Annotated in this window: 22 protein-coding genes; 18 read left to right on the top strand and 4 right to left on the bottom strand. The window is 68.7% G+C overall.

The window, feature by feature from the left end; all coding sequences use genetic code 11:
• Positions 1 to 84: 84 nt before the first annotated feature.
• The 16 genes from ligD to BO226_RS08130 all read left to right on the top strand — a co-directional run bounded on the left by ligD (position 85) and on the right by BO226_RS08130 (position 13438).
• On the top strand, positions 85 to 1053 hold the full coding sequence (gene ligD, locus BO226_RS08210; RefSeq protein WP_071934980.1) for a non-homologous end-joining DNA ligase: 969 nt from the start codon (positions 85 to 87) through the stop codon (positions 1051 to 1053).
• 22 nt (positions 1054 to 1075) lie between these two features.
• Entirely contained in the window at positions 1076 to 1477 is a 402-nt protein-coding gene (locus BO226_RS08205; RefSeq protein WP_024100938.1) for a TIGR03668 family PPOX class F420-dependent oxidoreductase, read from the top strand.
• Positions 1478 to 1652: 175 nt separating this feature from the next.
• Positions 1653 to 2033, top strand: a complete 381-nt coding sequence (locus BO226_RS08195; RefSeq protein WP_232238080.1) for a CoA transferase — start codon at positions 1653 to 1655, stop codon at positions 2031 to 2033.
• Between the two features lie 251 nt (positions 2034 to 2284).
• The gene (locus tag BO226_RS08190; protein ID WP_006552043.1) at positions 2285 to 2587 is read left to right on the top strand and encodes an urease subunit gamma; all 303 of its coding nucleotides are present in this window, start codon (positions 2285 to 2287) and stop codon (positions 2585 to 2587) included.
• 12 nt (positions 2588 to 2599) lie between these two features.
• Positions 2600 to 2929: an urease subunit beta gene (ureB, locus tag BO226_RS08185; RefSeq protein WP_024100932.1), complete on the top strand. Its 330-nt coding sequence runs from the start codon at positions 2600 to 2602 to the stop codon at positions 2927 to 2929.
• A gap of 4 nt (positions 2930 to 2933) precedes the next feature.
• Complete coding sequence (locus tag BO226_RS08180; protein WP_071934979.1) at positions 2934 to 4634, top strand: urease subunit alpha; 1701 nt, start codon at positions 2934 to 2936, stop codon at positions 4632 to 4634.
• Positions 4634 to 5329 carry an urease accessory protein UreF gene (locus BO226_RS08175; RefSeq protein WP_041803344.1) on the top strand — a complete coding sequence of 232 codons (696 nt, stop codon included), beginning with the start codon at positions 4634 to 4636 and terminating at the stop codon, positions 5327 to 5329. Before BO226_RS08180 ends, BO226_RS08175 begins: the two co-directional genes overlap by 1 nt.
• Positions 5322 to 6080 (top strand): urease accessory protein UreG, encoded by a 759-nt coding sequence (gene ureG / locus BO226_RS08170; RefSeq protein ID WP_024100929.1) that lies wholly within the window; start codon positions 5322 to 5324, stop codon positions 6078 to 6080. The genes BO226_RS08175 and ureG overlap by 8 nt, the downstream gene beginning before the upstream one ends.
• Before the next feature lie 14 nt (positions 6081 to 6094).
• Positions 6095 to 6814 (top strand): urease accessory protein UreD, encoded by a 720-nt coding sequence (locus tag BO226_RS08165; RefSeq protein WP_232238079.1) that lies wholly within the window; start codon positions 6095 to 6097, stop codon positions 6812 to 6814.
• Positions 6815 to 6827: 13 nt separating this feature from the next.
• Entirely contained in the window at positions 6828 to 7736 is a 909-nt protein-coding gene (locus BO226_RS08160; protein WP_231911942.1) for an energy-coupling factor ABC transporter permease, read from the top strand.
• Between the two features lie 219 nt (positions 7737 to 7955).
• Entirely contained in the window at positions 7956 to 8711 is a 756-nt protein-coding gene (locus BO226_RS08155) for an FG-GAP repeat domain-containing protein (RefSeq protein WP_024100926.1), read from the top strand.
• A gap of 40 nt (positions 8712 to 8751) precedes the next feature.
• Positions 8752 to 9069 carry a nucleotide exchange factor GrpE gene (gene grpE / locus BO226_RS08150; protein ID WP_024100925.1) on the top strand — a complete coding sequence of 106 codons (318 nt, stop codon included), beginning with the start codon at positions 8752 to 8754 and terminating at the stop codon, positions 9067 to 9069.
• A 103-nt stretch (positions 9070 to 9172) separates the two neighbouring features.
• Complete coding sequence (locus BO226_RS08145; protein WP_041803690.1) at positions 9173 to 10999, top strand: Hsp70 family protein; 1827 nt, start codon at positions 9173 to 9175, stop codon at positions 10997 to 10999.
• Between the two features lie 43 nt (positions 11000 to 11042).
• Positions 11043 to 12335 carry a DUF7373 family lipoprotein gene (locus tag BO226_RS08140; protein WP_071934978.1) on the top strand — a complete coding sequence of 431 codons (1293 nt, stop codon included), beginning with the start codon at positions 11043 to 11045 and terminating at the stop codon, positions 12333 to 12335.
• 105 nt (positions 12336 to 12440) lie between these two features.
• On the top strand, positions 12441 to 12986 hold the full coding sequence (locus BO226_RS08135; RefSeq protein ID WP_071934977.1) for an RNA polymerase sigma factor: 546 nt from the start codon (positions 12441 to 12443) through the stop codon (positions 12984 to 12986).
• Positions 12987 to 13075: 89 nt separating this feature from the next.
• The gene (locus tag BO226_RS08130; protein WP_024100921.1) at positions 13076 to 13438 is read left to right on the top strand and encodes a hypothetical protein; all 363 of its coding nucleotides are present in this window, start codon (positions 13076 to 13078) and stop codon (positions 13436 to 13438) included.
• 13 nt (positions 13439 to 13451) lie between these two features.
• On the opposite strand, the gene BO226_RS08125 is transcribed toward BO226_RS08130, so the two are convergent.
• Both BO226_RS08125 and BO226_RS08120 read right to left on the bottom strand, forming a co-directional pair.
• Positions 13452 to 14894 (bottom strand): GTPase, encoded by a 1443-nt coding sequence (locus BO226_RS08125; protein WP_071934976.1) that lies wholly within the window; start codon positions 14892 to 14894, stop codon positions 13452 to 13454.
• Entirely contained in the window at positions 14891 to 16663 is a 1773-nt protein-coding gene (locus tag BO226_RS08120; RefSeq protein WP_231911941.1) for a dynamin family protein, read from the bottom strand. The genes BO226_RS08125 and BO226_RS08120 overlap by 4 nt, the downstream gene beginning before the upstream one ends.
• Before the next feature lie 138 nt (positions 16664 to 16801).
• Between BO226_RS08120 and BO226_RS08115 the strand changes: the two genes are divergently transcribed.
• Together BO226_RS08115 and BO226_RS08110 are read left to right on the top strand one after the other, a co-directional pair.
• Positions 16802 to 17506 carry a DUF899 domain-containing protein gene (locus tag BO226_RS08115; protein WP_071934975.1) on the top strand — a complete coding sequence of 235 codons (705 nt, stop codon included), beginning with the start codon at positions 16802 to 16804 and terminating at the stop codon, positions 17504 to 17506.
• A 12-nt stretch (positions 17507 to 17518) separates the two neighbouring features.
• Positions 17519 to 18367, top strand: a complete 849-nt coding sequence (locus BO226_RS08110; RefSeq protein ID WP_071934974.1) for an alpha/beta fold hydrolase — start codon at positions 17519 to 17521, stop codon at positions 18365 to 18367.
• 19 nt (positions 18368 to 18386) lie between these two features.
• On the opposite strand, the gene BO226_RS08105 is transcribed toward BO226_RS08110, so the two are convergent.
• Both BO226_RS08105 and BO226_RS08100 read right to left on the bottom strand, forming a co-directional pair.
• Positions 18387 to 18938, bottom strand: a complete 552-nt coding sequence (locus BO226_RS08105; RefSeq protein ID WP_071934973.1) for a dihydrofolate reductase family protein — start codon at positions 18936 to 18938, stop codon at positions 18387 to 18389.
• Between the two features lie 58 nt (positions 18939 to 18996).
• On the bottom strand, positions 18997 to 19803 hold the full coding sequence (locus BO226_RS08100; protein ID WP_232238078.1) for a glycoside hydrolase family 19 protein: 807 nt from the start codon (positions 19801 to 19803) through the stop codon (positions 18997 to 18999).
• Between the last annotated feature and the right edge of the window lie 155 nt (positions 19804 to 19958).

Here is a 19958-nt window from a genome sequence, read left to right as displayed (position 1 = left end):
GGATCGGGGCGCGAGGGACGCACCGACGCGACGAGACCGCGCATTCACCGGTCCCGTCCCTGCCCCGTACCGCAGACTCGGGATATGCCCTCCACGACGACGGAACTGTCTCCGATGCTGGCGACCCTCGGTCCGCCGCCGACAGGGAACTGGGCGTTCGAGATGAAATGGGACGGCCAGCGCACCCTCGCCACGGTGACCGACGGACAGTGCCGGCTGACCAGCCGCACCGGGAACGACATCACCCGGAGCTTCCCCGAACTCCCCCACCTGCTCACCACCGCGACGGGCGGCCGGGACTGCATCGTCGACGGCGAGATCGTCACCCTCGATTCCGAGGGTCGGCCCTCCTTCGCCCGGTTGCAGCGCCGCATGCACGTCCACCGTCCCACCGAGGAGCTACGCGCCGAGCTACCGGTGCTGATCTACCTGTTCGACGTCCTCGCTCTCGACGGACAGTCCACGACGGAGTTGTCCTATCGGCAGCGCCGGGCCGTCCTCGACGATCTGATCGTCCCCGGACCTCGGGTTCAGCTGTCGCCCTACTGGACCGATGTCGACGCACCGACCATGCTCACGGTCGCGCACGAACACGGCCTCGAAGGGATCGTCGCCAAGGACCCGGACGCACCGTATCTACCCGGGACCCGCAGCGACGGCTGGATCAAGACGCCGCTGCGTCGGAACACCGAGGTGGTCGTCGTCGGGTGGCTCCCCGGATCCGGCAAGGCTGCCGGCGGCATCGGTTCACTGCTGCTCGGCGCGCACGACGACGAGGAACGGTTGGTGTTCATCGGCCGGGTCGGGACGGGATTCACCGCCGCGACCCGACGTGAGTTGCGATCGCAGCTGCGTCCCTTGGAACGACCGACGACCCCACTGGCGGTTGCGCCGCCGGCACGGGAGACCCACGGCGCCCACTGGGTGGAGCCCATCCTCGTCGGAGAGGTCGAGTACCGGGAGTACGCGGGTGGAAGCCTCCGGCATCCGAGCTGGCGAGGACTACGCACCGACAAGACGGTGCCGGAGGTCGATCTCCCGGGCCGACACTGACCGTCCGGTTACCGTGAGGCGCATGGACGTCCGTCGCAGTGTCGCCGATGCCCGAGTGGCCCGCCTCGCCACCGCCGACGGGTCCGGCGAGCCACACCTCGTCCCCATCGTGTTCGCCATCGACGGCGACGTGATCCACACCTGCGTCGACGACAAGCCGAAATCCACCCGGCGCCTCCGTCGACTCGCCGACATCGCCGAGAACCCGCGGGTGTGCGTGCTCGTCGACCACTACAGCGACGACTGGTCGCAGCTGTGGTGGGTCCGCATCGACGGCATCGCCACGGTCCACGACGCCGATACGCCCGAAGGAACTGCGGGCATCGACGCTCTCGTCCGCAAATACTCGCAGTACCAGGCGAAACGACCACCCGGACCGGTGATCACCATCGACAGGCTGCGCTGGCGGTCCTGGTCGGCGTGAGCAACTACCGGTCCAGCGTGAGCATCGCCTCGGCGATCTCGGCGACCGCCGCAGCGGGGACCGCGGTACCGGCATCGTCCAGGTCGAGCCACCGCACTCTCGGGATCTTGCGTGCGATGGCTTCTCGGTTGCCGACGGGGAAGAACGGAACGACGGGCTACGGGGGAAGCTGTGCGTGGCGCTGGGCCGACCCGAGCTCGCGACCGATGCACGGTTCGTCCACCACCGTGATCGCATCGAGCATCGCAGCGAACTCGACGAGGTCCTCACCGCGGCGTTCGCGACCGGGACGGTGCAGCACTGGTGCCGCATCCTGGAAGACCACGGCGTGCCGGTCTCCCCCATCCGGCATCTCGACGAGATCTACAGCGACCCGCACACCGCCGCGATCGGCATGGTCGGCACCGTCGACCATGCGTCCGGGCCTCTCGAACAGATCGCGTTCCCGGTCAATTTCGGAGGGGTACGACCGCCGCTGCGGTCGGCGCCGCCGCTGCACGGGGAACACACCGACGAGATCCTCGCGGGATATCAGGAGGTCTCCGTTCCGTCCTAGCGACGAACGTCTCGAATATCGCTGACCTACGGCCGTTTCCGATCGATCGGGAACGGCCGTAGGCCTGTTGGCCAGGGACGGCGATGGCGGCATCCCACTGCGGTGTTGCCGGGGTCACGCAGTGCGGCAGCACTTCTGAGGTCGACGCGTCCGGATTTCTCCGCGATACGCGGGGGTAACGTCCGCGAAACAAGAGCCGCGCATGATCGGCATCGATTGCACGACCGCCGACTCGCACGAAAGAACGATACATGCAGCTGACTCCCGCCGACACCGAGAAACTCCTTCTGGCCGTCGCCGGCATGGTGGCGCGCGACCGGCGGGACCGCGGCGTCCGACTGAACTATCCCGAAGCCGTTGCCCTGTTGTCCACCTGGGTGATCGAACGGGCACGCGAAGGCGCCGATGTCGCCGACCTCATGGTGAAGGGCCGCGAGGTCCTCGCCCGCGACGAGGTCATGGGCGGTGTCGCCGAGATGTTGACCGACGTGCAGGTCGAGGCCACTTTCCCGGACGGACGCAAGCTCGTCACGATCCACCACCCGATTTCCTGAAAGGAGCCCGACATGGCATCCGGACCGACTTCGGGACCCGGAGCGATTCGCGTCGCCGAGGGCTCCCTCACCCTCAACGCGGATCGCTCCGACGACGAGCGCATCACCCTTGTCTTCCTCAACACCGGTGACCGTCCCATCCAGATCGGATCGCACATCCACCTGCCGGACGCGAACGCGGCCCTCGAGTTCGACCGCGAACGCGCGCAGGGCTTCCGCCTGGACATCCCGTCGGGGACCTCGCAGCGATTCGAACCCGGCAGCAGCCGCGAACTGGACGCCGTCGCCCTGCGCGGGCGACGCGTCGTACCCGGCATCCAGGTGCGGAAGCAGGAGGACTGAGAACGTGGAGATCACACGCGCCGAGTACGCGGCACTGTACGGACCGACGGTGGGCGACCAGGTACGTCTGGGTGACACCGACCTGTGGATCCAGATCGAGGAGGACCGCACCTTCGGTGGTGAGGAAGCCGTCTTCGGTGGCGGCAAGTCCATCCGCGAATCGATGGCCCAAGGTGTGACGACCTGGGCCGAGGGTGCTCCCGACACCGTCATCACGAACGTGATCGTGCTGGACTGGTGGGGCATCGTGCGCGCCGATGTGGGCATCCGCGACGGTCGCATCGTCGCCCTCGGCCGCGCCGGGAACCCGGACATCGCCGACGGCGTGCACCCGAAGCTTCAGATCGGCCCGTCCACCGACGTCATCTCCGGTGAAGGTCGCATCCTTACCGCGGGCGCCTTCGACTCGCACGTGCACCTGCTGTCGCCGTCGCAGATCGTCGAGGCGCTCGCCACCGGCATCACCACCATCGCCGGCGGCGGAACCGGCCCGTCCGAGGGATCGAAGGCCACCACCGTCACGCCGGGTCCGTGGCATCTGATGCAGATGCACCGCGCGCTCGACGTGCTGCCGGTGAACGTGCTGTTGCTCGGCAAGGGCAACACCGTCTCCGCTGAGGGGCTGCGCGAGCAGGCCCTCTCCGGTGCCGCCGGGTACAAGGTGCACGAGGACTGGGGCTCCACTCCCGCCGCGATCGATGCGGCGCTGCGCGCGGCCGACGAGCACGGACTGCAGGTCGCGCTGCACTCGGACTCACTGAACGAGGCAGGCTTCGTGGAGAGCACGCTCGCCGCGATCGGTGGCCGCTCGATCCACGCCTTCCACGTCGAAGGCGCCGGAGGTGGGCACGCCCCGGACATCCTGAGCATCGCCGGATTGCCGCACATCATCCCGGGCTCGACCAACCCGACGTTGCCGCACACCATCAACACCGTCGACGAGCACCTCGACATGCTGATGGTCTGCCATCACCTCAACCCCGCCGTCCCGGAGGACCTCGCGTTCGCCGAGTCCCGGATCCGGGCCACCACCATCGCGGCCGAGGACATCCTGCACGACATGGGCGCGCTGTCGATCACCTCGTCCGACGCCCAGGCGATGGGTCGCATCGGTGAGGTCGTCACCCGCACCTGGCAGGTCGCGCACGTGATGAAGAATCGGCGCGGGGCGCTCGACGGCGGCATGCCCGCCGACAACGAACGGGCCCGCCGCTACATCGCGAAGTACACGATCAACCCTGCGATCGCGCATGGTGTCGACCACGAACTCGGTTCGATCGAGGTCGACAAGATGGCCGATCTGGTGCTGTGGGATCCGAAGTTCTTCGGTATCCGGCCGTCGCTGGTCATCAAGGGCGGATCGATCGCCTGGGCCGCACTCGGCGACCCCAACGCATCCATCCCGACACCGCAGCCGGTGCTGCAGCGACCAGCGTTCGGCGATGCGCTCGCCCCGCACACATCGGTGTCGTTCGTCTCCCCCGCCGCCCTCGACGACGGTCTGGAAGAACGACTCGGGTTGCGCCGCAGACTGTTACCACTGCGGCCGACCCGGCACATCGGCAAGGCCGACATGAAGCAGAACGACGTGTTGCCGCGCATCGAGATCCGTCCCGACACCTTCGACATCGACATCGACGGCGAGCGGGTCGTTCCGGCGCCGGCCACCGAACTGCCGCTCGCGCAGCTGTATTCGATGTTCTGATGTTGCCCGACACTCTGTCCCCCACCACAGTGCTGCTCCTCCTCGCAGACGGGCGCGCGCCGGTCGGCGGGAACGTCAACTCGGGCGGGCTCGAACCGGCGCTCCAGGGTGGGATGTCGCCGACCGAGGTGCGTCGCTTCCTCGTCGCGCGGTTGCGCACCTCGGCGGCAGTCGAGGCCGGCGTCGCCGTGGTCACCCGGCACGCCGTGGACTCCGATGCCGGAACCGCCCCGACGCTCCGGATCGACGAGATCGAGGACCACTGGGCGGCGCGCACTCCGGGCCCGGCCCAGCGCGACGCGTCCCGGTTGCTGGCCCGCGGTTACCTGCGACTGGCCCGGAACCTGTGGCCCTCCACCGTTCTCGACGACCTCGACGCCCGGACCCCGCGACCGTCGCGGGGACTGGTCGTCGGGGCCATCGCGGCGCTCGCGCGCATCCCGGCGATCGACACCGCCCGACTGGTGTTGTACGAGGAGGCGCAGGCGATCGTCGCGGCCTTCCTCAAACTGCACCCCACCGACCCGGCCACCGGTTCGCGATGGGCGCTCGAGGCCTGCGCTCATCTCGAACCGCTCATCGCCGAGCTGTCCGCTCTCACCGATCCGGCGGACATCCCGGCCACCGGTGGTCCCCAGACCGAATTGTGGGCCGAAGCCCACGCATCCGCTCCAGAAAGGCTGTTCCGTGCCTGAACACATCACCACCCGTTCGCTCCGTCTCGGCGTCGCCGGTCCCGTCGGCACGGGCAAGAGCTCGCTGATCGCGACCATCTGCCGCACCCTCGCGTCCGAGCTGCAGCTCGGCGTGATCACCAACGACATCTACACCGACGAGGACGCCCGTTTCCTCCGCTCGGCGGGCGTGCTCGACCCCGAGCGCATCCGCGCGGTGGAGACCGGTGCGTGCCCGCACACCGCGATCCGCGACGACGTGACCATGAACCTGCTGGCCGTCGAGGATCTCGAACGTGACTTCGCGCCGCTCGACGTCGTCCTGGTGGAGAGCGGCGGCGACAACCTCACCGCGACCTTCTCCCCCGCGCTCGTCGACGCGCAGATCTTCGTGCTCGATGTCGCCGGTGGTGGCGACGTCGCCCGCAAGGGCGGTCCGGGCATCAGCCGCGCCGACCTGCTCGTGGTGAACAAGACCGATCTGTCCCCCTATGTGGGTGTCGACGTGCCGCAGATGGTCGCCGACGCCGAGAAGGCCCGTGAGGGCGGACCGGTGCTGGCTCTGTCCCGGACCGACGCCGCATCCGTGCAGGCACTCGGTGACTGGGTGCGCGCGATGCTGGCAGCCCACCGCGCCGGGTCGCACACCCCTGTCGATCCCGGTCCGATGGCTCCGCACTTCCACGCCGACGAGGACGGCGACCACGATCACGGCCATGGGCACGGTCACGGTCACAGCCACGATCACGCCGTCGCACACACGCACGACTGATCATGTCCCGCACCATGATCCGAATCGACCGCGCGCCGGGCCGGGCACGCCTGGCCCTGCGGGCGGGCATGCTCGTCCCCCGCACGGTCGAGGTCGGTCCGGACCATGCGCGTGTCGCTCTCGTCGCCGCCGGCGCGTTGTTGCTCGGTGGTGACTCGGTGACCGTCGACGTCCACGTCGACGCCGGGTGCACGCTCGAACTGCAGGACATCGGTGGCACCGTCGCCTACGACGCCGACAACCGGTTGTCCCGGTGGGACGTGCGGATCACCGTCGCCGAGGGCGGCACCCTTGTCTGGGACACCTACCCGTTCGTGATCGCCACCGGTGCCCGCGTGTACCGCGACACCCGGATCGAACTCGCCTCCGACGCCGCCGCGAGCATGCGGGAGACCCTCGTCCTCGGACGCCACGGAGAAACCGGAGGTGCGATCCGCAGCCGTACCTCGGTCACTCTCGATCGTCGTCCCCTCTTCGTCGAGGAGTTGTACGCCCACGGAGCGTTCCCCGAACCCGGGATCCTCGGTTCCGCGCGGGTGCACGACGTCATCGCGACCTACGGACGACGCATCGAGGGCGACGGTGTCGTCCAGCTCGAAGGGCCCGGCAGCCTGCTGCGGTTCCTCGGCGCCGACGCCCACTCCTCGCCGCTCGAGTCGACCTGGCGCTCCTGGCGCTCCACACACGTTCACCCGTCCACCCTCGAAGGGAGTCTCACCCATGCACGTCCCTGACCATTTCCTCCCCATGAGCGCCACCGCGCCCGCCGCGGCGATCGCCACCGGTGCGGTCGTCCTCGCCGCCACCGCCGGGCGGCCGCGCATCACGATCCGGGACACCCTTCTCGCCGGAACGACCGCAGGGATGATCTTCGGCGCTCAGATGGTCAACTACCCCATTGCCGGCGGCATCAGCGGCCATCTCATCGGCGGCGCTCTCGCGACCGCGCTCCTCGGGCCCCGGCTCGCGCTTCTCGCGATGACCGCGGTCGTCGGTGTGCAGGCATTGCTGTTCGGGGACGGCGGGATCAACGCCCTCGGGGTGAACGTGCTGCTGATGGCGGTGCTGCCCGTCCTCGTCACCGCCGGTGTCCGCACGGGCGCCGAGCGACTCGGCCTCGGGAAGCTCACGCGGACCACCGCGATTGTCAGCGCCGGTCTGTCCGTGCCGGTGAGCGCCGCGGTTCTCGGAGTCGCGTACTCGGCGACCACCGGAACCGGCGCCGCAGCAGCATTGATCGGCGATCTGATCGCGGTCCACCTGGCCATCGGTCTCGGTGAAGCCCTCATCACGGCTGCCGTGCTGAGCGCCGTGATGGCGTTCGCGCCCGGCGTCGCCGCGTGGGACGCACGGTCCTCCGTCACTCCTGTTGTCGTTCGACGGGGTCTCGCCGCGATCGGCGGCCTGGGCGTGGTCAGCGCCTGTGCGCTGGCTCTGGTTGCGTCCGGCAGCCCGGACGGTCTCGAGCACATCGTCGGTGCCTATTCGCTGCCGGTCGGTGACGCCGCCTTCGCCGGCCTTCCCGGCCTCGCCGACTACGGCACGCTCAGCGGCACCGAATTCCTCGCGGCACTGGCCGGTCTCGCCACCACCGCGGTGATCGGCGCCGCCCTCGCCACGATGGGCCGCCGCACGCCGGTCCGTCAGAGCGCGTAACGGTCCTCTCGGAACCCTTCGAGCGGTGCGGTCGCTGATGCGGCCGCACCGTTCGGCGTTCCACGACCGCCACGTCCGTTGATCGTCTGCAGCGCCGTGACCTGGCGTTTCCACCGCCGATCAGGAATCTCGGAAATTTTTCGATTCGGTGGGAACCTTTCCGCCTCCCGGTCCCTCTTACCTGTGTCAGTCACCGAGACACCGAAAGAGGCACCGACCATGGCTACCAACTCCTTCCCCGGCAGCAGCTCCTCGAACGCCGACCGTGCCGCATCGCAGTCCACCGCAAGCGACCGCGCGGACTCGTCGTACGGCTCGCAGTCCTCCTACGACGGCAACTCCTCCTACGGTTCGTCCTCGGCCGACCAGTCGGGATCGACGAGCTACGAGTCCTACGAGCGTTACGAGCGGTACGACAGCTCCGGCTCCTCGAGCTCGGACTCGTCCTACGGCTCGGCGAGCAATTCGGGTGCGTCGAGCTCCGCCGGATCGGCCTCCTCGGCTTCCGATCGCGCCGCCGCGGAGAACGCCGAGTCCACCTCGACCGTGACCTCCGGATCCGCCTCCACCGAGCCGGTCGTGCTCGACGAGTACACCCTCGGTGACGGCACCCGCGTTGCCGACGTCGACATGGACGGCGACGGTCAGGTCGATCTGTCGCTGGTGGACTACGACGGCGACGGCCGGACCGACGCGCAGATCAGCGACTCCGACGGCGATGGCAACGCCGACCTGATCGAGTTCGACCGCGACGGCGACGGCTACATCGACGCCGCCGCCGGTGATCTCGACGGTGACGGCCGGCTCGATCTGGCCGTCTTCGACGAGGACGGTGACGGCGAGGTCGATGTGGTGGTGGACCTGCACTCCGGAGCGGTGGACTACGACGGCGACGGCATCGCCGACGACTACGTCGACGTCTCGGCCTTCGACAACGGTTCCGAGTCGACCGACGCCGGTTCCGATCTGGTCTGAGGCCCACTCCGACCGGTCCGAGACGAAGGGCAAGCAGGTGATGTCACCGCAGATGCGTGAGCGGATCGACGAACTGATCGCGGCGGCGGACGTCGCGGCGGACGGGCCCGAGCGCGCCGCCGCGACCGCACGACTCGCCGATCTGGGAGTCGAACGTCTGGCCGTCGCGCCCGGGACACGGTTCGATCCGAGCCGTCACCGTGCAGTGGCGGTGACGCCGGCAGCGGCACCGGCGGAGGAGAACCTGGTCGTCGCGATGATCCGGCCCGGCTGGTGTCACGAGGGGCAGATCCTGCGCTATGTCGAGGTGCGGGTGCAGGTTCCGCCGGCGCAGTGCCCCACTCCGGGGGCGTCGTGACACCCGCCACCGGGCGACGACCGTTCGCCGCTATAGAGTCCGCGACGGTCATCGCACCGTCCATGCAGGTTTTGTGGGTTCGCATTCGAGAGGCACGATCGAGATGAGCTGGGTTCTGGCGGTCGATTTCGGCACGTCCAACACGTCGGCGGCACACCGGATCGGCCCGGACCGGGTCGAATCACTGCCGCTGACCCACACCTCCAACCTCATGCCGTCCTCGGTGTACGTCGACCACACCGGGGCGATCACCACCGGCGACGTGGCCATCAACCAGGCCACCGTGGATCCGGCCGGCTTCGTCGCCTACCCCAAGACCCACGTGGCCGTCGGGTCGGTGATGGTCCGCGGCCAGGACGTCCCCGTCGCCCACACCATCGCCTCGGTCCTGCGCACCGTCTACAACCAGGCGCTCCCCCGGCACAACAACCACCCTCCGGCGGAGGTCGTGCTCACCCACCCCGAGGCCTGGTCCCAGCGCGAACTCGACGTGCTGCGGCACGCCGCGTCCCTGGCCGGTCTCGGCGGCAGCGTCTCGCTGATCTCCGAACCCCGCGCCGCCGCGTTCTACTATTCACGTCAGCACGATGCGAAGATCGTCAAGGGCTCGACGATCGCGGTGTTCGACTTCGGCGGCGGCACCCTCGACATCGCCGTACTCACCGCGACGAGCGAATGGACCTTCGAGGTCGTCCGGGCCGGCGGCGACAACACCCTCGGCGGCAAGAACCTCGACGCCACCGTCGCCCGCTGGGTCGACGAACGCCTGCGCGACGACGATCCGGATCTCGCGGCGTGGTTGCGCACCCCGGACGGGCTCGATGCCCGACGCACCCTCGACGATCAGATCCGCCGCGCCAAGGAACTGCTCTCCGAACATCCCTCGGCGACGATCCGGGTCACCGGCAACGGCGCGGATCTGACCTTCACCATCACCCGCGACGAGTTCGAGCAGCTCATCGAACCGCAGATCACCCGTGGCGTGCAGCTCGCCGCCCAGGTGCTGCGCGATGCCGGGGTGGACCGGTCGAGTCTGCAGGCGCTGTATCTGACCGGCGGCTCCTCACGGATCCCGTACGTGCATCGGCGGCTGTCCGAACTCGGACCCATCGCCACCCTCGACGACCCGAAGACCGTCGTGGCCAAGGGCGCGGCCGGGTTCGTCGCCGGCGGACGCACCACCGAACCCGCCGCGGACCTCGACACCGAGGTGCTGCGACCGGATGCTCCCAGCCCCGCAGCACCGCGAGCCGGTGTTCCGCGCCCGGGTACCCCGGCGGCACAACCGAACCCGGCACCGGCGCGCGACGTGGAGCGGTCACGACCGTCTCGGCCCCTGCTCATCGCCGGAGGCGCCGTGCTGGCGGTGCTCGTCGCCGCCGGGGCGGTCTTCGGCCTGACCCGTGGGGACGCGGACGACGGAGCGTCGGCCGGCGCCGCGGCCGCCCCCGCTGTGGCCGAGGACAGGTCGGACACCGGCGCACCGCCTCCGGCGACGTCGGATTCGGTCTATCGCAGCGAAAGCACCGACGAGGTGGTGGAACTGCTGCCGACCAAGTTGCTCACCGGGTCGAGTTCGTGCGAGAAGTCCGGCTTCTCCTCGGAAGGTGCCATGCAGGTCCGGTGCCAGATCAGCCCCAATTCCAACCTCGGGAAGGCGCTGGGCATGGAGCCCACCGACTACGAATCCGTGTCGGCGTACCGGGACGATCAGTACGCACGCTCGAACTTCATCCGGCTCCGCGACGCCAAGAACGACAACACCAGGATCGTCTCGGCGGACGGCACGCGCATCGCCGACTACGACCACCCGCCGGGCGGCAACTCGTACTTCACCGTCATCGACAAGTCCACCGGCCTCGTCGCGCAGTTCTCGACGACGACGGAGCGCGGCGAAGCACTGCTCGCCGAACTCGGTTGGAACGCCTGACCTGCCTTTCTCCCATACCTTCCTCTTCAGGAGTCCTCTTCTCATGCACATCCCTCGAACAGGCCGTCTCGCCCTGGCCCTGGCGGCCGTCACCGTCGTCACCGTGGCCGGTTGCGCGTCCGACAGCGACGCCACCGTCGTCGACGAGACCACCACGACCGAACAGACCTCTGCCGGTGTCGATCTCGACTCGCTCGATACCGGCGACTACAACACCCAGCCGCGCGATTTCGTCGCGCTGGGCATGGCGGCCGAGGACTTCGGTCCTGCGGTGGAAGGCCAGCGACTCGCCGAGTTCGTCATCCACCCGCACACAATCGACCCGGCCCTCACCGTCGGCGGATCGACCAACGGGATGTTCCTCGGCGGCACGGGCAACATCTTCTCCGGCAGCGAGAACGAGATCCTGAAAGAATTCTCGATCATCAATGCCTTCACCAGCTTCCGGAGCACCGACGACGACAGCCGCGAGTTCGGTGTCAGTGTCTGGCGATTCCCCACCCCCGAGGACGCCGCCGGCGCCGCGCAGGCCCTGTACGAGTACAAGCTCGCACCCGCGGACGGTCCGTTCGCCACCGGTCCGGAAACCCCGATATCGCTGCCGGCACTGCCCGACACACTGGCCACCACCTACTCCTGGCCGGAACTGGCCACCACCTCCCTGAGCACGCTCACCACACGCGGCATGTTCGTCGTCTACACCTACAGCGGCGACGACAGCGATGGGATCGAGTGGATCACCGATACCGCGACGCGCGGCGTGCAGCAGCAGATCGAACTGCTCGACCGGTTCCCGGCCACCCCCACCGACGAGATCGCCTCGCTGCCCATCGATCTGGACAAGGTGATGGCTCGGGCCGTGGGATTCGTCGACAGCGAGTACTCGCGTAACTCCGACATGGCGGTCTACGGACCCGACGGCTGGTTGCACTACGACTCCGCTCCGGCCGACACCGAGGTGGTGTTCGAACAGACCGGCACCGACCGTGTCGCGAAGGTCAACAGCGTCGTCTATCGCACCGCCGGCCCGGACGAGGCCGAGGTCCTGAAGGACGCGTTCGCTGCACACACGGCGGAGACCTATCCGGACCTCGTCGAGGATCCCTCGCTGACGCAAAGCCTCCCGAACACCACCTGTTGGTCGGGCGACGTCGCCGAGGGCCGAGCCGCCGCGTGCCTGATGACCTACGGCCGCTACATGGCCGAACTGTCCGGCTTCCGCTCGATCGGCAACGAGAACCCCGATTCCGACACCCTGCGCACCGTGCCGCAGCGCGTCGCGACGCAGTACGTCAAGTTCGTCCGCGCCGAGGAGATGGGCCTGGGCGAGAACTGACCTCCCTCGCGGTCCGGTGACCGTCGGTGCGCGCCACCGATGACGGTCACCGGACCGCTGCGCGACGCGGCCGGGTAGGTTACTCCGCGTACAGATGGGGGTGCCATGAACGAGACCGAGTTGATCGAGCGGTGCCGGTCCGGCGACCGGGCCGCGTTCGCCGCACTGGTGGAACCGTCGCGCACCCAGGTGTGGGCGGTATGTGTGCAGATCACCGGTAACCGCCACGACGCCGAGGACGCCCTGCAGGACGCCCTGATCGCCGCCTGGCAGAACCTCGACAAGTTCCGGGGCACCTCCCGGTTCGGCTCCTGGCTCTATCGCATCGCGAGCAACGCCGCGCTGGCGATCGTACGCAAGCGCCGCGAGATCCCCGACGACGAGATCGACCTCCGTCGGGCCTCCACGGTGCCGGGACCGGCCGATCGCGTCGTCGACACCGACGCGGTGCGTCACGCCCTCGCTCAACTCCCGGAACAGTTCCGGGTCGCGGTGGTGCTCCGCGAATACGCCCAGATGAGTTACGCCGAGATCGCCGAGCATCAGAACGTGCCGGTCGCGACGGTCAAGACCCGCATCAACCGGGGGCGAGCACAACTCGTCGAACTGCTCGATCCCACCCGCCTCGATCCCGCCGGTCTCGATCCCTGACCGGTAGATTGGGACGAGGCAGGAACATTCCGGGGCCCACACGACTCCAACCTGACGACGACGGACAACGGGGGAAGAAGGAAGAGCCCATGACAAGCGATGAGACCGATCCGCTGCCCTCACTGGGGGAGCTGCTCGGTATCGATGTGCTCGCCGACCTACCGGAACTGCCCGATCAGGTCTGGGAGCGCGCGCTCGACATCGCCACCGACCCCGGCACTGCCGCGGTCGATATCTCGTTGGTCCCGGACGACGACGAGATCGTTCCGGAGACGGTCACCGTCGACTCTGTCGACCTCGATCCTGCCCTCGACCCCGATGCCGACCTCGACAGCGCTGGTGGAATCGACCCCGGCCTTGTCGACGACGACAACGGCGAGGCTTCATCCGACGACGAGGCAGCCTCGTTCGGCTTCACCGACAACGTCGACGAGCCCGATCTCGGCGCGTAACCCGCCGACCGGGTCAGTGTCCGCGGACGATCACCGTATAGGCGTGCGTAAGCGCTGTCAGCGCCGTGTCCTCCGCCGCCGACCGCGTCGACACGCTCTGCGCCTGCACCGCGACAAGCTTCTGTTGCGCCATCGCTCGGATCTGCTCGGGTGACGCCGTCGGCTCCAGCCCCAACGCCTCGGCGATCGTGCCGCCGCGCAGCACCTGGTCCAGTTCGTCGACCGCCGGGGCGCTCGGGTCGGCCTGCAGCAGAGATCGCAACGCCCGCAACAACTCCACCGGCACCAGCGCCGGGTCAGTGCGCAGCGCCGAGACGATCTGCCGGATGGCGTCGCGCGCCGGATGCGAATAGACGAGGGCGTCGAGTTCGGCGAGGATCCGGCCGGCGCGGTGCAGCACCGCGAAGCGACGCAACGACTGTTCGAGCACCGCTCGCAGCGGATGGACGCCGGACACCCCGGACAACCACTGGTTGACCTGGTGCGCCCCACCCGTTGCCTGCGCGCGGGCGTGCACGAGCCCGTACTCCCCGATCAGCTCCAGCAGTCGCCACACCTGGTCGCGTGGCACCGGCAGCGCGGCCGGATCGGCGTCGAGCAGATCGAACAGCTCCAACGGGGCCAGTGGGTCGAGCGCCGCGAGCGCGCGGGCGTCGGCGTCGGTGAACGCACCGGTGTGGGAGGTCTGCGCGAGCAACCCGGCGACCGGCACCACCGTGCCGACCTGTCCCGCCAACCGCCGCGCGAGCACGTTCGCATGTTCGGCGGCGTGTCCGAGCGGATCGCGGTTGCCGAGCACCCCGCGGCCGAAACCGTCTGCGCGCGAGAGCACTCCGAGTGTGTTCAGCGGAGTGAAGCCGAGGCGCTGCAGGAATTCGACCTCGTCGGTGCGCGGCATCGAGTCGAACAGGAACACCGCCGCGTCGGCGTCGACGGACGCCGAGCGGGTCTGCTCGAACCCGTCGATCAATGCGCGCTCGGTGGCGGCGGCATTGGTGACGGTCAGCGTCGCCAGGCCGGGGGTGTCGACGAGGGTGATCGTGCTCAGCGCATGGGAGGGCAGGTAGCGGTGCACGTACGCGACCTGCTCCGGCGGGACGCCGAGGTCGACGGTGGTGCCGAGTGCCAGCGGCACGGGTCGGCGGGTGCCATCGGTGGACACCACGTCGGCGCGGGAGGGCGCACCGTTCTCGTAGACGGTGACGACATTGGTGGCCTCGAGCGCCGCGGTCTCGGCGACCGGCGCGCCGATCAGCGCGTTCACCAGGGTGGATTTGCCGGCCTTGAGCCGCCCGACGACGACGATGCGCGGCGGTGACCACAGGATCGCGCCGATACGGTTGGCGTGTGCGACGAGATCACCGCCGAGCGCGGCAAGTTGGTGCAGGGCCGCGTCGATGCGCTGGTGCACCGGATCGGGTGCCCCGGTCTGCGGTGGGATGTGCGGGGCGCTCATGTGGCACCTCCCCTCAGAGCCGTATCGATCGGGGTGATGCGGGCGCGGGTGATGCGCAGGTTCTTCTCCAGTCGTTCGATGTTCGCGGTGCGGGTCGCGGCGTCCGCCTGCGCGGCGCGCTTGGCCTCGTCGATACGCTTCTGCAACTCGGTGATCCGGTCCTGGAGGTGTTTGCGGCGACGCAGCACGATCTCCGGGCGGGTGGTGGCCATCGCGGCCTCGAGCATGCGGGTGGTGACGGTCCGCACGGTCGCGAGGGTCTCGCGCAGCCAGGTCAGCAGGTTCGTCTTGCCGGTGCGCATCGCCTTGAACCCGAGATTGATCGCCACCCAGGCGACGCCGGCGATGGCACCGGCCCCGATCACCGCGCCGAGCATGGTGGTGCCGATCATGCCCATCGTCAGCACGCTCGGATCCAGCAGCCCTTGGCGTTTCGAGCCCACCTCCCCGGTCACCAATGGATCGGTCTGCAGCGCCTCGAGGGTGATCTCGCGGATATGCTCCCACTGCTGCGGGTCGTCGAACAGGTCGGTGACGATCTTCTCGAGGTCGTCGAGGAACACCTGCGCGGTGGTGGCCATCGCGTCGAGCAGGTCGGCCTGGATCTGGGCGGTGAACACCTGCGGGGAGCGCCGCAGCACCTGCATCGACGACTTGTTGATGCGCGTCGTCCAGTCCTCGCGCACGCGGGCGAGCTCCTCGTCGAGACGGGTGATCGCCCGTTGCCGCGCGAGAGTGAGGTCGCGCTGCAGGTGCTGTTCCCATTGCTGCGCCTCGTCCTTGAGGCCCTCGAGCCGTTCCATCTCGGCGGTCAGGTCCGGGATCGCGGATTCGCCGTCGCGGACGACGGAGAGTTCGTCGCTGATTCCGGTTTCGATGCGGCGCAACCCGTCGAGGGCGACGCGCAGCGCGTCGGCTTCGGGACGGTGCCGTGCGGCGGCGACCCGCTCGTCGAGCATCCCCCACAGTCCGGGGAGCCCGGAGCAGGCGAGGCTGCGCTCGCGCACCGGGGAGCGTGGTAGGGCGGTCGCGGCCAGGGCACGCACGCTCGAGACGGCGACGACGGGGATGTCGCGGCCGACGTGTTCCGCGACGGCGCGGCGGTTCTCCGCGACGATCTGTTCCCAGCGGGTGAGGTTCTTGTCGGTCTTGGTGACCACCACCAGCACGTTCTCCACCCCGGTGGCGCTCTCGCGCAGGAACCGCATCTCCGGTTCGGTCAGAGGGGTCGACGCGTCGCACACCAGCACGAGCACGGCGGCCCGATCGGCGGAGTGAGCGGCCATCGCGGCGTGCCGGGGGTCGAGGCCGCCGATGCCGGGAGTGTCGACGACCGACGCGTTCGTGAGCTTGTCCGAGGCGATCGGCACGACCGCCGCGACCGGCAGCGCCTCGACGGTCGGGTCCTGGACGTAGCGGCCGCCGGTGGTGATCCACTCCCCCAGCTCGGCGTGGTCGATGCGCCGGCGCCCGTCGGGGAACACCAATTCGGCGGTGCCCTCCGGGAAATCGTCGGTGGCGGTGACGAAACGGGTTGCGACGGCGGTCGAGTGCTCGACGTCGTCGAGAGCGGCGCCGTCGCGGCCGATGAGAGCGCTGACCAGCAGACTCTTGCCGCGCTTGATCTCCCCCACCACCACGATCGACGCCGGCCGGCCGGTGTCGGCGAGTTTGCGTTCGGCGCGGTCGGCGACCTCGTCGTGCTTGTAGGCGCGCAGCACCTTGCACGCGCCGGCGATCAGGTCGGCCACAGACGGATCAGGAGACACGCGACGACACTACATACCGGCCGGTACGGGGGGCGTGCTCCACTCCGGCGTTCGGACTCGTGGCCGCGCCCACGATGATTTCCGGCTCCTGCCCCGGTCAACATTCGTGAACGGATCCGTCCGACTCCGGGAGACGTCATGACCCAGCAGACCACCCGCGCCCTTCCTCCGATCGTCGACGAGCAGACATGGCGGTCGGCGCTCGACGACCTACGGCGACGGGAGAAGGCCGCCACTCGCGAACTCGACGCCATCGCAGCGCAGCGCCGCCGGCTGCCGATGATCGAACTACCCGACTACACGCTGATCGGCGCCGACGGTCCGATCCGGCTCGTCGATGTGTTCCAGGGCCGCTCGCAGCTCATCACCTATCACCACATGTGGTCCGACGGTGCCGAATGGCAGTGCGGTGGATGCACGAGTCTCACGACGCAGTGGACCCGACTCGGCATCCTCGACAACTACGACGCCCGCGTGGTCATCGTCACCAACGGGCCGATCGACGAAGCCCTCGCCTACAAGGCGAAGGTGGGCAACACGATGGAGTGGTACTCGTCGTCGGAGAGTTCGTTCGGCGCCGACGTCGACGCACCTCCCGGTGGAGGGTTCGCGGTCAACGTGTTCCTGCGCGACGGCGACAAGGTCTACCGCACCTGGCACACCACGGGCCGGGGCACCGAACAGCTCAGCTACACCTTCGCGCTGATCGACCTTCTTCCGTGGGGCCGTCAGGAGGAATGGCAGGACTCGCCCGAGGGCTGGCCGCAGTCGCCGACCTATTCGGGGTGGCTCGACTCCCCCGACGTGGCGCGGCTCTACGGTCCCGGCACCGGCGCGCAGTGAGGGCCGGGTGACATGACGGACTCGACACCCTCGCGCAGCGGGCATCTGGCCATCAACGGCCTGAGTCTGTACTTCGAGGTGCACGGCGAACTCGGCGGGTCCGCTCCGCTGCCCTTGCTGCTGATTCCCGGCGCGTTCATGAGCACCGAATCGATGCCGTCCTGGGTGACCGCCTTCGCCGAACGGCGCCCGGTGATCGTCTTCGATCAGCAGGGGCACGGTCGCACCCGGGACACCGATCGTCCGATGTCGTACGAGCAGTTCGGCGACGATGCGGCGGAGTTGCTGCGGGCTCTGAACGTCGAGCGTGCGGACGTGATGGGTTATTCGCAGGGCGGCGGGGTGGCGTTGCAGGTGGCGCTCCGCCATCCGGACCTCGTCGGAAAGCTCGTCACGTTGTCGGCCACCTACCGGCAGGACGGTTGGTACGCGTCGGTGCTCGAGGGCGTCGGACATCTCGATGCCGAGGTGTTCGCCGGTTCCTCGGTCGAGAAGTCGTTCACGGAGCACACGCCCGATCCCGCGGCGTTCGCCGCCTACGTCGACAAGATGAAGGTCCTCAACATCGAGGACCAGCAGATCACGGACGAACAGATGCGGTCGATCACTGCGAACGCGATGGTGATCGTCGGCAACGCGGACGGCGTGAAACCGGAACACGCGGTGACGATGTTCCGGTTGCTCGGTGGCGGCGACGAGGAAGCAGCAGCGACGGGGATGCTGCAGAAGGTTCCCCGGGCGCGCCTGGTGATCCTCCCGGCGATGTCACACCTCGGCATCTCCGGCGAGGCGGACGTGCTGGTGCCGATGGTGACGGCGTTCCTCGACGACGTGCCGCCGGTGTCGCCGGAGCTCTTCTGAGCCGGCGGCCGGCGGACTTTCACTCGGCGAGATAGCGCAGCATCACGGCGGTCGTGAACTGTCGTGTCTCGACCAGGCGCAGATCGACGCGCTTCTCCAGGGGCGGGAACATCGGTGTGCCACCACCGAGCAGGACGGGTGAGACGAACACCTGGTACTCGTCGATGAGACCGTGCGGGATCAGCGACGCGGCGAGATTTGCCCCACCGACCTCCATGACGCCGTCGCCCTCGGTCTTGAGCCTGCGCACCTCCTCCACCGCGTCGTCGCTGACGAGGCGACTGTTCCAGTGGACCTCGGTGAGGTTGCGGGAGAAGACGACCTTGGGCGTGGTCGTCCACAACTCGGCGAAGTCGCGTTCGATGGGCGAGGCGTCGTCGGGCAGGTGCGGCCAGTACTCGGCCATCAGCTCGTACATCCGCCGGCCGTGCAGCGAGAGCTCGAGCTGACGGAACCGGTCGTTGTGGAACTGGTGCAGTTCGTCGTCGGGGTCGGTCCAGTCGATGTTGCCGTCGCGGTCGTTGATGTAACCGTCGAGGGACACGCCGAAGTCGTAGATCAGTTTTCTCATGCTCCGATAGACCGTCGGCGGGCCCCGAACTCATCGGCCCGGTGCGAACGTGTCGCGCTTACGGCTGGAGCAGCACGTCCAGGCCACGCTTGAAGTCGTCGATGCGGCGACCGAGAGCGTGGTGACCGCCGTTGACGAGCTCGGACACCCGGACGATCCCCGCGGTGTCCGCGACCTCGTTGAGGTTGCGCGACGTCCAGTACCAGGCAGCGGTGGTGAAGGCATTCTCCGGCGCAGCGAGCAGCTCGGGGTGCGCGACGAAGTCGACGCCGATGTGCTCGCTGACCTTCTCGTAGTTGTGGCGACCCGTGATCTGGATCGCGCCGCGACCCTTGTAGCGCTCACCGTCGCCGGGATGGGTGTTGCCGAGATCGGCACGACCCTCGTAGGCGCGACCGGACGCGTACTCCTCGAAGGTGCGGAAGGAGTCCGATTCGACGGCCAGCTGGGCGATGAACGCCGCTTGACGGACCGGATTGTCGATGCCGCTGCGCGCCATCGCCTCGTTCAGCGGCGCGATGAACTGCTCGACCTTCTCCGCCGGGATGCCCGGCACGATGCGGGTCAGTTCCTCGGGTGTGACGGCGGGCGGCGCGGGAGTCGTCTCGGCGACGAGTTCGACCACCGCGGTCGCCTCTGCGGATTCGGCCTCTTCCTCGACGTCGGTCACGGTCCAGCCGTCGGCGGCCAGGGCGTCGAAGTCGAGCGCCCGGAGCAGGTCGCGGGGCTCCTGGAAACGGGTCTGGGTGGGGGCGGTGGGTGCGGTGTCGGCATGGGCGGCGGAGGTACCGACGCCGAGCGCGGCGGTGAGGACGGCCGCCGCGGCGACCGCGGCACGGAAACGGCGCAATGATGAAACGGACAAAGGGTCGTGCTCCAAGATTCGCCGAAGCTGGTTCGGCCTTCGAACGGGGCCGCGGGCATCACCGGCGGGATCGTTACCACCGCACGGAGGGCCAACACGCGACCATCAGGTCACAACCAGGTAACGTCGCAGGTCGAGAGGTTTTCAAGCGATCG

The sequence above is a fragment of the Rhodococcus sp. 2G genome (assembly GCF_001886355.1).
GTDB lineage: Bacteria > Actinomycetota > Actinomycetes > Mycobacteriales > Mycobacteriaceae > Rhodococcus > Rhodococcus pyridinivorans.
This window is presented reverse-complemented; position numbering and strand designations above follow the sequence as displayed.

Excerpts from the sequence above, each read along its gene's own strand:
- BO226_RS08110 (WP_071934974.1), top strand. The coding sequence starts at position 17,519 with ATGACGGACTCGACACCCTCGCGCAGCGGGCATCTGGCCATCAACGGC.
- BO226_RS08135 (WP_071934977.1), top strand. The coding sequence starts at position 12,441 with ATGAACGAGACCGAGTTGATCGAGCGGTGCCGGTCCGGCGACCGGGCC.
- BO226_RS08130 (WP_024100921.1), top strand. The coding sequence starts at position 13,076 with ATGACAAGCGATGAGACCGATCCGCTGCCCTCACTGGGGGAGCTGCTC.
- ligD (WP_071934980.1), top strand. The coding sequence starts at position 85 with ATGCCCTCCACGACGACGGAACTGTCTCCGATGCTGGCGACCCTCGGT.
- BO226_RS08105 (WP_071934973.1), bottom strand. The coding sequence starts at position 18,938 with ATGAGAAAACTGATCTACGACTTCGGCGTGTCCCTCGACGGTTACATC.
- BO226_RS08160 (WP_231911942.1), top strand. The coding sequence starts at position 6,828 with ATGAGCGCCACCGCGCCCGCCGCGGCGATCGCCACCGGTGCGGTCGTC.
- BO226_RS08165 (WP_232238079.1), top strand. The coding sequence starts at position 6,095 with ATGATCCGAATCGACCGCGCGCCGGGCCGGGCACGCCTGGCCCTGCGG.
- BO226_RS08175 (WP_041803344.1), top strand. The coding sequence starts at position 4,634 with ATGTTGCCCGACACTCTGTCCCCCACCACAGTGCTGCTCCTCCTCGCA.
- grpE (WP_024100925.1), top strand. The coding sequence starts at position 8,752 with ATGTCACCGCAGATGCGTGAGCGGATCGACGAACTGATCGCGGCGGCG.
- BO226_RS08205 (WP_024100938.1), top strand. The coding sequence starts at position 1,076 with ATGGACGTCCGTCGCAGTGTCGCCGATGCCCGAGTGGCCCGCCTCGCC.
- BO226_RS08140 (WP_071934978.1), top strand. The coding sequence starts at position 11,043 with ATGCACATCCCTCGAACAGGCCGTCTCGCCCTGGCCCTGGCGGCCGTC.
- BO226_RS08115 (WP_071934975.1), top strand. The coding sequence starts at position 16,802 with ATGACCCAGCAGACCACCCGCGCCCTTCCTCCGATCGTCGACGAGCAG.
- BO226_RS08190 (WP_006552043.1), top strand. The coding sequence starts at position 2,285 with ATGCAGCTGACTCCCGCCGACACCGAGAAACTCCTTCTGGCCGTCGCC.
- BO226_RS08155 (WP_024100926.1), top strand. The coding sequence starts at position 7,956 with ATGGCTACCAACTCCTTCCCCGGCAGCAGCTCCTCGAACGCCGACCGT.
- ureB (WP_024100932.1), top strand. The coding sequence starts at position 2,600 with ATGGCATCCGGACCGACTTCGGGACCCGGAGCGATTCGCGTCGCCGAG.
- BO226_RS08125 (WP_071934976.1), bottom strand. The coding sequence starts at position 14,894 with ATGAGCGCCCCGCACATCCCACCGCAGACCGGGGCACCCGATCCGGTG.
- BO226_RS08145 (WP_041803690.1), top strand. The coding sequence starts at position 9,173 with ATGAGCTGGGTTCTGGCGGTCGATTTCGGCACGTCCAACACGTCGGCG.